Here is an 11936-nt window from a genome sequence, read left to right on the forward strand (position 1 = left end):
ACCTTATAACGGGATGGATAGATACGAATGCCGTGAGGCGATCCTCAAGGATTTGGAGAGGGAAGGATTGCTGGAGAAAGTGGAGCCTCATCTCCACGCCGTGGGCCGCTGTTATCGCTGTGAAACTGTCGTGGAACCCTATCTTTCCGAGCAATGGTTCATTAGGATGAAGCCACTGGCTGAATCCGCCATTAAGGCCGTGAAGGAGGGCAAGGTTAAATTCACCCCAAAGCGCTGGGAGAAAGTTTATTTTGACTGGATGTATAACATAAAGGATTGGTGCATTTCCAGGCAAATTTGGTGGGGCCACCAGATTCCGGTGTGGTATTGTGATCGGTGTGGTGAAATCATCGTGGAGACGGAGGAACCCACCTCCTGCACTAAGTGTGGGAACTCACAGCTCAGACAGGACACGGATGTTTTGGATACCTGGTTCAGTTCAGCCTTATGGCCCTTCGTCGTCTTCGGTTGGCCCGAAAAAACCGAGGATTTAAGCTATTTTTATCCCACCTCTCTCCTTTCCACGGGATTTGACATCATTTACTTCTGGGTAGCGCGGATGATCATGATGGGTCTACACTTCATGCATGACGTCCCCTTCAAGGAGGTTTATATCCATGCCCTCATCCGAGATGCTTTAGGTCGGAAGATGAGCAAATCCCTGGGCAACGTGATAGATCCCATGGATATGATTGGGAAATATGGTACCGATGCCTTACGGTTCACCCTAGCCGCTCTGGCTACCCCGGGCAGAGACATCTTCCTTTCGGAGGAGAAAATCGAAGGCAATAGAAATTTTGTCAACAAGATATGGAATGCTTCGAGATTCGTTCTCATGAATTTGGAGGGATACTCTCCAGAAGAAGCGCAATCCCAAGAGCTCGAATATACCCTGGCGGACAGGTGGATCCTGAGTAGATATACGAAGACGATCTCCCTGGTCGAAGAAAATATGAACTCCTACAACTTCAGTGAGGCCTGTAGAATCCTGTACGATTTCTTCTGGGGCGAATTCTGCGATTGGTACATAGAGCTCACCAAACCCCGCCTTTACCCGACGAGCGACGAACGACAAAGGACGAACAGCTTGGAAAGGTTGACCGCTCAGCATGTATTGCTACGGGTTTTGGGGGGAACTCTCCGACTATTGCATCCATTCATGCCCTTTGTGACCGAGGAGATCTGGCAAAGACTCCCTGCCAGCCAGTGCTTCACCACAGGCATGGCAGGCGAGCCTGCCCGCTCGGCCACGGAGAGCATCGTGATTGTCCCTTGGCCCAAATCTGATCCCTCCTTAATCGACGCCACGGCCGAGAGGGAGATGGAGATTCTCAAGGATGTGACGGTGGCGATCCGTTCCATCAGATCGAGCTTCGGGGTACACCCACGGAGAAAGATCGAGGTCTTCTTAAGAGCTCCCTCCGAAGAGATTTTGAAAATCCTTCAAGACAACTCGGGTTATATCTCTCAATTGGTTGGCATTTTAAAACTCACCATCGATAGAGAAATCTCAAGACCCGAACATTCCGCGACGGCGGTTGAGCATGGGATAGAGATATTCATTCCCCTCGCTGGGCTGATCGACGTAGAGAAAGAGCGCTCAAGGTTGGGAAAGAAATTAATGGCTGTCGAGAAGGAATTGCAAGGGGTGGAAAGGAAACTCTCAAGAAAGAAGTTTCTGGAAAAGGCCTCTCCTGAGGTGGTTGAGAAAGAGAAACAAAAATTTGCCGCCCTCGTGGATAAGAAGAGAAAGCTCGAACTCCAATTAAAGCAGATTGAGTAATCGGCGAAACGGTTGCGGATGATGAACCAAGAAATGGTGAGGGGTGGAATGAATTATCAACAGGCCATCGATTATCTCGAATCCACGATCCCTCTGGGCATCAACCCCGGTTTGCAAAGGGTTAAAGCCCTATGCAAAGAGCTGGGTGACCCTCACCTTTCTTATCCCACTATTCATATTACCGGCACCAATGGTAAGACTTCGGTAACGAAGATGATCGCCTCCATTCTTTCCGCTCATGGCCTTAAAACTGGCGCGTATATCTCCCCGCATCTATCCTCGTACACCGAGAGGATTTCCGTGGATGGGAGGAATATCGCCGAGGAGGATTTCGCCTCCGTCTTAACGGATATAGCCGGCGCAATTGAAAAGGTTAATCTGAAATTTCATCCCGAAAGGCTCACCCACTTTGAGATCCTCACGGCTTTGGCCTTCTTCTACTTTCACCACGAAAATATCGATTGCGGTGTTATCGAGGTTGGTATGGGAGGAAGGTGGGATGCCACGAACATCATCTCATCGAAGGTTGCTGTAATCATCAGTGTGGCCCTGGAGCACACCGACAGATTGGGGACCTCCATCCATCAAATCGCCACGGAAAAGGCGCAGATCATTAAGGATCAATGCAAGGTGGTTGTGGGCTCGTTGCCCCAAGATGCCTTTCAAGTCGTCGAGAAGAAATGCATTGAACAGGGCGCAGACATGAGGGTATTGGGAAGGGATTTTTCACTGCTCTCCCGCGAGCTGCTCGTCGATTCACAAGAATTATCCATACAGGGGTTGTATGATAACTATACGGACTTGAACCTTCCTTTATTTGGAAAGCATCAAGCTCAAAATGGAGCGATAGCCATGGTTGCCACCGAAAGCTTTTATGAAAAACCCCTTTCTCCTTCCAAGTTGAAGAAGGGATTTTCCAAGGTTGATTGCCCAGGTCGATTGGAGATAATGGCGAAACAACCCTTCGTGGTCTTAGATGGAGCCCATAACCCCGCTGCGGCAATAGAGCTTGCCCGGTCGCTTCAATCGGAGTTCGCCTTCGAACGTTTGATTTTGGTGTTCGCCATTTTGAAGGATAAGGATATCGACGGGATTTTTAAAAGACTGGTTGGTATGGCTTCCTTTGTAATCTTATCTCAAAACCAGTCCTCTCGCTGTGCCTCAGCGCAGCTCCTTGAGGAAAAAATTTCCAATTATAGTAGTTGCTTCATTCGCCAGCCGAACCTCGGAGATGCCATAGAGATCGCTTTGAAAATGGCGAAACCCCAGGATCTTATATGCATCACCGGTTCGTTGTATACAGTTGGCGAAGCGAGAGATTATCTTTTACAAAGGCAGGAGATCATTCAATCCATGTGATCGTCTACTGAAAAGAGAATCGTGACTCAAGAGGTCAAGGAGTGAGCGATGGATTTATTTGCGGTCTTTTCAGATTTTCTTGGTTCACCAATATTTCGTTTGCTCGCCAACCTCTTCTTCTTGTTTTTGATGATGCTCTGGGTGAGTTTGGTCTATTGGACCTATAGGGATGCCAAAAAGAGGGGCGCCTTTGCCTTTTATTGGGCGGTTGTAGTCCTATTTTTCAACGTATTCGGGTGGATTATTTATCTCATCGTGAGACCCCCTGAATTTCTTGACGAGGTCAGGGACAGAGAACTGGATATAAAGACGAAGGAAGCCCTTCTGGGCACAACTAGCACCGTGTGTCCCGCTTGTTTTAAACCCATAGAAGGTGATTTTCTGATCTGTCCTTACTGCATGAAGAAGCTCAAGAAGCCCTGTCCCTCTTGCGGTCGTCCGCTCAAAATGGGCTGGACGGTGTGTCCGTATTGTAGAACATCACTCTAGATAGGGGTAATTGGGTAACTCCATCGGGTAACCAATAACCCTATAGGCTATACATAAATCTCAATTAAGCTCATCTCAAATTCAAAATTCAAAATTAAAAATGCAAAATGCAATCCAAAATTGTTTAGGGCTATAACCTGATAACCATTATCCAAAAAGGAGAGGGGGAGGTTTTTTGCAGAAAACATTGGTGATGATCAAACCTGATGGTGTCAGAAGGAAACTCATTGGCGAAATTATCGGGCGTTTTGAGACGAGAGGGCTCAATATAGATGGCCTAAAGCTCATTCACCTTTCCAGGGAGAAGGCGGAGGAACTTTACTCCGTCCATAGGGGGAAACCCTTCTTTGAGACACTGGTCGATTTCGTGATTTCGGGTCCGGTGGTGGTCATGGTCTTAAGCGGACCACGAGTCATCGAGGTTGTGAGAGCGATGATGGGGGCGACCGATCCTCTCAAATCTCAGCCGGGAACCATACGCGGTGATTTCGCTTTGGAGATAACGGAGAACATCATCCATGCAGCGGACTCTGAGGAAAGAGCCGAATTTGAGATACCACTTTTTTTCAATGATGAAGATCTCATCAATTGATTGTTGTTAAAATTTTCCACCTACTTGCTCTTTCCTTTTAACCTTATGTCGAACGAAAGGAGCAGTTCACCAAGAATTCTTTCACAAGGATTTAGAAAGCTTTAATTTTTTCATTAATAATGGTGATGCTCAAAAACTCAAATTTACGGATTTTGTCTTCTAAAGTGCCTAATGAATGATTTTGAAAAAATAGGGGTGAATCCGATGTCCAGTAAGAGCGCTGAAGCCTATATAAACTTTAATGAGCTTGACCCCGATTTTAAATACGAAATTTCGAAGCTGCCAGGTGGAGAGAATATAAAGTATTGCTTCGCTTGTGGTACGTGTAGTGCTGGATGTCCGGTGAGGGAGATAGATGAGAAATATAATCCGAGGAGGATAATAAGAATGGCGCTTCTCGGGATCAAAGATCGCGTTTTATCGAGCGACTTAATTTGGCTCTGCTCCAGTTGTTACACCTGCCATGAGCGTTGCCCCCAGGGTGTAAGGATAACCGAGGTAATGAACGTTCTCAAGAACATTGCTGTAAGGGAAGGGTATATCCACCCATCCTTCATTAAACAGCTTGAACTCATTGCCGCACATGGGAGGCTTTATGAGATGGACGAGTTTGACAACAAAAAGCGCGAGAGGATGGGCTTGCCTCCCGTGGCCACAAAATGTACTGAGGTCAGCAAGATATTCGAGGTCACTGGAATACTCAAAGTCGTCAGTAAATCCAAGTCCGAGGAATAAAAATTGAAGGTGAGAGCGATGAAATATGCTTTATTTTTGGGATGCACGGTACCGGCAAGGGCCAGAAACTATGAACTCTCCACAAGGAGAGTCGCACAGGCGGTGGGAATAGAGTTTGCGGATATAATGGACTTTTCCTGCTGTGGATTTCCCGTAAAATCCGTGGATGTCGAAAGCACCACGCTCCTGGCGGCCAGAAATTTAAGTTTGGCGGAGGAGAAGAACCTCAACATATGCACAATATGTAGCGCCTGCACATCCATCCTTACCGAGGTCAATAAAGAACTCAAAGAAAATGTTGAGCTAAGGGAGAAAGTAAATGAGAAATTGGCCAAAATAAACAGGGAGTACAGAGGTAGCGTGGAGGTCAAACATTTTGCGAGAATCCTTTACGAGGATATCGGTATCGAACGGATAAAGAGTAGTGTCAAGAAAAGCCTTAAAGGCATCAAATTTGCTCCCCACTATGGCTGCCATTATTTAAAACCTTCGGGAATCTACGGGAATTTTGATGACCCAGAGAATCCCACATCGTTAGATGAATTAACCAAGGCCACGGGCGCGGAGGCCATCGATTACGAGGATAAAAAGCTTTGTTGTGGCGGAGCCATTCTCGGCGTGGACGAAGACATCTCTCTAACTATGGCTAAGAAAAAATTGGATCATGTGAGCGCTCGAGGTGCGGATGCAATCGGCCTCATCTGTCCATTTTGCAGCATAATGTACGACGACAATCAAAGGAAGATCGAATCACAATTCGGGGTCTCTTACAATCTTCCCGTACTTTACTATCCTCAGGTTTTGGGCTTGGCTCTGGGTTTTGATCCCAATGAATTGGGATTGCAAATGAATCGAGTAAGGACCACGAAACTGCTCGACAAAATCCTTTCTTGATGGAGGGCTTTTTTAAGTGGGTAGGGACGATAAAAAAATAGGTGCTGTCCTCGTTGTTGGCGGAGGCATAGGGGGGATACAATCCTCCCTTGATCTGGCCCAATCCGGTTTCAAAGTCTATCTCCTCGAATCGTCTCCGTGCCTCGGGGGCGTAATGGCTCAACTCGATAAGACCTTTCCCACCAACGACTGCTCAATGTGCATTTTGTCTCCGAAGCTCGTGGAATGTGGAAGGCACTTAAACGTAGAACTCATCACCAATGCACAATTGAGCGAAATTGGGGGTCGACCGGGTCAGTTTGAGGTCACCATCGTGAGAAAACCGCGGTATGTGGATCTTTCAAAGTGTACTGGTTGTGGCGAATGTGTACCGAATTGCCCGGTGGAGGTACCAAACGAGTTCGATCTGGGGTTATCAAAGAGGAAGGCAATCTATAGATTATATGATCAGGCGGTTCCAAGTGCCTTTGCCATCGATAAAAGGGAAGTTCCCCCCTGCAAGATCGCCTGTCCCGTGCATACGAGTGTCCAAGGTTATATTGCTCTGATCGCTCAAGGTAAGCTCCAGGAGGCACTCGATCTCATCAGGAGGGACAACCCATTCCCCGCTATTTGCAGTCGCGTATGCACCCATCCCTGTGAAAGCAAGTGCAAGCGGGGAGAGGTCGATGAACCATTGGCCATAAGATCACTGAAGAGATTCGTGACGGATCGCGCCGAACCCATCCCCCCTGAAAAACCGGAATCAAAATATGATGAGAAAGTAGCCATAATTGGAGCTGGTCCGGCGGGCCTTACCGCAGCCCACGATCTCGCCAAATTGGGGTACAAGGTTACTATCTTCGAAAGTTCACCAGTCCTAGGTGGTATGCTCCATGTGGGCATTCCAAAGTATCGTCTGCCCAAGGATGTCCTCAAAAAAGAGATAGATTACATCCTTTCCCTCGGTGTGGTGGTTAAGACAAATACGACCATCGGAAGAGATTTGAGACTCTCTGATTTAATGAAGAACGGTTATAAGGCCGTATTCCTCGCCATCGGCGCTCAGAAAAGTCAGAAATTAAATATAGAGGGAGAGGGGCTCAAAGGGGTCTTCCCCGGTCTTTCCTTCTTACGGAAGGTCAACCTAAATGAGGTAAAAAGGGTTGAGGGAAGAGTCGCGGTCATAGGCGGGGGAAACACGGCGATAGATGCGGCACGATCCGCTCTCCGCCTGGGAGCCAGCGAAGTGTTCATCGTCTATCGTAGAACGAAGGATGAGATGCCCGCCATTCCATCCGAGGTAAAGGAGGCCGAAAGGGAGGGAGTGAAGCTCATATTCCTGGCCTCCCCCATCAGAATTTTGGGAGAGAATGGGACAGTAAAGAGCGTAGAATGTATTCGGATGAAATTGGGAGAGCCCGATGAAAGTGGCCGAAGGCGCCCAATTCCCATAAAGGGTTCCGAGTTTATTTTGAGAGTGGACATTCTGATCCCCGCAATAGGGCAGATCCCCGATCTCTCCCCCTTTGCTGATGTGGGGATAGCAGAGGGTCGGAAACTCACCGTTGATCCGGATACCCTGGCAACGAGCCATCCCGCTATTTTTGCTGGCGGCGATGTGGTAACCGGTCCAGCGAGCGTAATAGATGCAATAGCTGCGGGAAAGAAGGCAGCAGTTTCTATACATAGATATTTGAGAGGCGAGGTTCTCAAGAAGAAGCCCAAGGAAGCTAAGGTTGAGGTTGGACAGGTCCCCACCAAAATTGAGCCAAAAAAGCGTCAAAGGATGCCTGGGCTCTCTATAGCCGAACGAAAAGGTAATTTTGATGAAATTGAACTCGGATTCGATCGGGAAATGGCCCTTGAGGAAGCCAGTAGATGCCTGAATTGCGGTCCGTGTTCAGAGTGTTTCGAATGCGAAAAGGTGTGTCAGGCTAAGGCCATAAATCATCAGGACGAGGAGAGAGTTGAGAAATTGTCGGTGGGAGCCGTGATATTGGCTCCCGGCTTTGATGAATTCGATGCCGCGGTTAAGAGCGAATACGGCTATGGTCGATATCCAAATGTTGTTACCAGTATAGAATTTGAGCGCATCCTGAGTGCCTCTGGTCCTTACAGAGGACGGATATTGAGACCATCGGATGGAGCTATTCCTAAAAAGATTGCCTTCATTCAATGTGTAGGTTCTAGGGACGAAACCTGTGGGAATAATTACTGTTCTTCGGTTTGTTGTATGTATGCAATAAAGGAAGCGATCATCGCAAAGGAGCATGAGAAGACGATCGAACCCACCATTTTTTTCATGGATATCAGGGCATATGGTAAGGACTTTGAAAAATATTATAATAGGGGACTGAGCGAAGGAGTGAGATTCATACGATCGAGGGTCTCCTCGGTTGAAGAGGCACCTGAAACTAGGAACTTAAGAATAAAGTACGAAGCCGAGGATGGAGCAGTTATTCAGGAGGAATTCGACCTCGTGGTGCTTTCCGTGGGATTTGAGCCTCGATCCAATATCCTCGATCTGGCTCAAAGAATGGGACTCAAACTGAACAAATATGGCTTCTGCGAGACCCCCGAATTTTCACCGGTTGAAACATCCAGACACGGAATATTTGTTTGTGGCGCTTTTCAGGGTCCAAAGGATATACCGGAAACGGTGATGCAAGCCAGTGGTGCCGCATCTCGCGTTGCAGGTCTACTCTCACCGGTTCGGGGGAGTTTGACCAGGGAGAGGGTTTTTCCTCCCGAGATAGATGTTAGAGGTAAAAGCCCAAGGATTGGTGTCTTTATCTGTCACTGCGGAATAAACATCGGCGGAGTGGTCAACGTTCCCGATGTAACCGAATATGTCCGAACTCTTTCCAACGTGGTCTATGTGGAATACAACCTTTACACCTGCTCTCAAGATACGCAACTGAGGATCAAAGAACTGATAAAGGAGCACAATCTCAACCGAATCGTGGTGGCTTCCTGTTCCCCTCGCACCCATGAACCCCTCTTTCAGGGAACAATAAGAGAGGCTGGACTCAATCGTTATCTATTTGAGATGGCAAACATCCGCGATCAGTGCTCCTGGGTGCATATGCATGAACCCGAGAAAGCCACCCAGAAGGCCAAGGATCTTGTGAGAATGGCCGTGGCAAAGGCTCGTCTATTACAACCCCTGAGAAGATTGGAATTACCCGTTACCCCCAAGGGTTTGGTCATAGGAGGGGGACTCTCCGGGATGACCGCCGCTTTATCCTTAGCCGAACAGGGCTTCGAAGTTTACCTGGTGGAGCGAGAAAGGGAACTCGGGGGCAACCTGAGGAGGATTTACTATACCTTGGATGGTGAGGATGTACAGGAGTATTTGAACGGAATCATCGAGAAAGTAAAAGCCAATCCTCTAATCAATGTCTACACCAATGCAAGGATCAAAGAGGTCGCGGGTTACGTTGGGAATTTTAAGACTACGGTCATAGCCGATGGTGTGGAAAGGGAGTTAGAACATGGAATCGTCATCGTGGCCACGGGTGGTCGGGAATACCAGCCCGAAGAATATTTGTATGGAAAGGATGCCAGGGTAATCACACAACGGGAATTGGAGGAAAAAATCGCTCAAGGCGACGACGCTGTTTTAAATTCAAATACCATCGTCATGATCCAATGCATTGGCTCCAGGGAGAGGGAGCGATCATATTGCAGCCGTATATGTTGCACGGAGGCCGTAAAGAACGCCCTTAAAATGAAGGAAAAGAACCTCAAAGCAAATATATTCATCCTGTATAGGGACCTGAGAACTTATGGCTTCCGAGAAGATTATTATCGAAAAGCTCGGGAAGCAGGCATAATATTCATCCGCTTTGATGAAGATAAAAAACCCAAGGTTGCCAAAGGGAAGGAAGCTTTGGAGGTCCTGGTCAGAGACCCCATTTTAGGTGAAGAAATTTTACTCCGACCGGATCTCCTGGTTTTAAGCGTGGGCATCGTCCCCCAACCCGATAACGAAGAACTGGCCAAAATGTTGAAGGTACCTTTAAATGAGGATGAATTTTACCTGGAAGCCCACATGAAACTTCGTCCGGTCGACTTTGCAACGGATGGCATTTTCCTATGCGGTCTGGCACATTCACCGAAGTTTATGGAGGAGAGCGTCTCTCAAGCATATGCGGCAGCCTCAAGGGCTTCTACCATATTGGCCAAGGACAAAATCGAGCTAGAGGGGACGATAGCAACGGTAAATGAGTTTAGATGCACTGGATGTGGAATGTGCATATCCGTCTGTGCTTATAATGCATTGGAGCTGGATGAAGAGAAGAAGGTGGCCAGGGTGAACGAGGTGCTGTGTAAGGGGTGTGGAGCTTGTTCTGCAACCTGTAGATGTGGTGCTATAGACGTACTGGGTGTCAGCAACGAACAGATTCTCTCCTTAGTCGACGCCCTATGAATAAGCTCTGGAGCTCGTAGCTCAGCAGCTCAGTTTTCAGAGCTTCGGAGCCTCTGAGCTTCTCAACTATAGAGCTTCTGAGCTGTTGTGAGGGAGATTTTATGAGCAAGAAATCAGAACTCCAAACTCCAAACTCCAAACTGCAAACTGGGAACTGGGAGCCGAAAATCGTGGCTTTCCTGTGTAACTGGTGTAGTTATGCCGGAGCCGATCTAGCTGGAATCGGCCGGATTCAATATCCTCGAAATGTGCGAATCATTCGCGTTCCCTGTTCGGGAAGGGTGCATCCCTTGTTCATCATTAGGAGTTTACAGAACGGTGCGGATGGAGTCCTTGTTTCGGGATGTCACCCCGGTGATTGCCATTACATCAGCGGGAATTACATCGCCAGGAGAAGATTCGCCATTCTCAAAAATCTCCTCGAATACGTGGGCATTGAACTGGGAAGGGTGCAGTTCTCTTGGGTCTCCGCTTCCGAAGGTGAAAAGTTCGCCAAGGTTGTCAAGGATGTGGTGGAGCAGGTTAAAGCTTTAGGTCCAGCAAAGAGATTGGTGAAAAGGAAGGCCGACCCTCATGAGTTTTAAGGCTCTTTAAAGGTGCGTATATCCATGCAAAAAAGGGAGAAATTGCTAAAAGAAGAGGTTAAAAGGTTGCTCGATGGGAAGCAAGTCGAGCTGGTAATCGGCTACGAGAAGGGCACCCTTGCTCTTCGAACGACTCCATCCTTCATTACCAGCGCTGATGATGTCGAGAGACTCGTTTGGAATGAGTTCTGTGAAAACAATCTTGCCAAGTACCTGCCCGGAAGAAAGGAGAAGGTAGCCATCGTTGCCAAGGGATGCGATGTTCGCTCAATCGTGGGTTTGATTCAGGAGGGGCAAATTACCAGAGAACAGATATTTATAATTGGTATTCCCTGCGAGGGAATAATCGATAGAAGAAAAATTGAATCGAGGTTAGGCAAAAAGGAGATATTGGAAGCCGCCTGTGAAAATGGGAAAATTCTTCTCCGCGGAGAGGATTTCCAAGAAATATTGAAGAAAGACGACTTTCTCTACGATTCCTGTAAAGTTTGTAAATACAGGAACCCCATCGTTTTCGATCTGTTGATCGGAGATAGGGTGCCGGAATCGGGGGGAATCGATGAGTATGCTGAAATTAGGGAGTTTGAAGCCAAATCTGCCGATGAAAGATGGCTCCATTTTCAGAAGGAAATCAGCAAGTGTATCAGGTGTTATGCTTGCAGGAACGCTTGCCCTTTGTGCTATTGCGAGTGGTGTTTAGTCGATCAATCTCAACCCAGGTGGATCGGCGTTACGGACAATCCCTCCGATGTTGGGATTTTCCATCTCTTCAGAGTATTCCATGTGGCGGGACGTTGTGTCGATTGTGGGGCATGCAGCAGGGCTTGTCCCATGAATATCGATCTCCGGTGGTTGCTCAAGAAAATGGAGAAGGATGTAAAGGAGCTCTTTGGCTATGAAGCTGGTCTTAGCGTGGAGGAGGTACCACCCCTGGCGACCTTTAAGGAGGAAGATCCACAAGATTTCATAAAATAATCCGACTCCTAACCAAAGGTTCATTGATTTGAGAAGGTGTACCGTGAGCGAAAAGGTGATCCAGAAAAATAAAATAGCCGGTTTCTTAGACGAACTTCTCAAGGGTTACAA

General features: G+C 47.6%; 9 protein-coding genes. All 9 read left to right on the plus strand.

Going from position 1 to position 11936, the window contains the following annotated elements; all coding sequences use genetic code 11:
• Positions 1-1783, plus strand: a 1783-nt coding sequence (locus tag AB1466_05205; GenBank protein ID MEW6189491.1) for a valine--tRNA ligase, incomplete at its 5' end; no start/stop codon positions are given.
• Between the two features lie 48 nt (positions 1784-1831).
• Positions 1832-3142 (plus strand): folylpolyglutamate synthase/dihydrofolate synthase family protein, encoded by a 1311-nt coding sequence (locus tag AB1466_05210; GenBank protein ID MEW6189492.1) that lies wholly within the window; start codon positions 1832-1834, stop codon positions 3140-3142.
• Positions 3143-3190: 48 nt separating this feature from the next.
• Positions 3191-3631, plus strand: coding sequence for a zinc ribbon domain-containing protein (locus tag AB1466_05215; GenBank protein ID MEW6189493.1), 441 nt, complete (start codon positions 3191-3193; stop codon positions 3629-3631).
• Positions 3632-3806: 175 nt separating this feature from the next.
• Positions 3807-4223 carry a nucleoside-diphosphate kinase gene (gene ndk / locus AB1466_05220; protein ID MEW6189494.1) on the plus strand — a complete coding sequence of 139 codons (417 nt, stop codon included), beginning with the start codon at positions 3807-3809 and terminating at the stop codon, positions 4221-4223.
• A gap of 204 nt (positions 4224-4427) precedes the next feature.
• The gene (locus AB1466_05225) at positions 4428-4958 is read left to right on the plus strand and encodes a 4Fe-4S dicluster domain-containing protein (protein ID MEW6189495.1); all 531 of its coding nucleotides are present in this window, start codon (positions 4428-4430) and stop codon (positions 4956-4958) included.
• 18 nt (positions 4959-4976) lie between these two features.
• Entirely contained in the window at positions 4977-5852 is an 876-nt protein-coding gene (locus tag AB1466_05230; GenBank protein ID MEW6189496.1) for a CoB--CoM heterodisulfide reductase iron-sulfur subunit B family protein, read from the plus strand.
• 16 nt (positions 5853-5868) lie between these two features.
• Positions 5869-10266 carry an NAD(P)-binding protein gene (locus tag AB1466_05235; GenBank protein ID MEW6189497.1) on the plus strand — a complete coding sequence of 1466 codons (4398 nt, stop codon included), beginning with the start codon at positions 5869-5871 and terminating at the stop codon, positions 10264-10266.
• 101 nt (positions 10267-10367) lie between these two features.
• Entirely contained in the window at positions 10368-10850 is a 483-nt protein-coding gene (locus AB1466_05240; protein MEW6189498.1) for a hydrogenase iron-sulfur subunit, read from the plus strand.
• Positions 10851-10892: 42 nt separating this feature from the next.
• Positions 10893-11825 (plus strand): Coenzyme F420 hydrogenase/dehydrogenase, beta subunit C-terminal domain, encoded by a 933-nt coding sequence (locus tag AB1466_05245; GenBank protein MEW6189499.1) that lies wholly within the window; start codon positions 10893-10895, stop codon positions 11823-11825.
• The last annotated feature ends 111 nt before the right edge of the window (positions 11826-11936 follow it).

This window comes from Actinomycetota bacterium (genome assembly GCA_040755895.1).
Lineage (GTDB): Bacteria > Actinomycetota > Aquicultoria > Subteraquimicrobiales > Subteraquimicrobiaceae > Subteraquimicrobium.

What these genes read in the sequence shown, in the direction of transcription:
- AB1466_05210 (MEW6189492.1), top strand. Translation starts at nt 1,832, where the DNA reads ATGAATTATCAACAGGCCATCGATTATCTCGAATCCACGATCCCTCTG.
- AB1466_05215 (MEW6189493.1), top strand. Translation starts at nt 3,191, where the DNA reads ATGGATTTATTTGCGGTCTTTTCAGATTTTCTTGGTTCACCAATATTT.
- AB1466_05230 (MEW6189496.1), top strand. Translation starts at nt 4,977, where the DNA reads ATGAAATATGCTTTATTTTTGGGATGCACGGTACCGGCAAGGGCCAGA.
- AB1466_05240 (MEW6189498.1), top strand. Translation starts at nt 10,368, where the DNA reads ATGAGCAAGAAATCAGAACTCCAAACTCCAAACTCCAAACTGCAAACT.
- AB1466_05225 (MEW6189495.1), top strand. Translation starts at nt 4,428, where the DNA reads ATGTCCAGTAAGAGCGCTGAAGCCTATATAAACTTTAATGAGCTTGAC.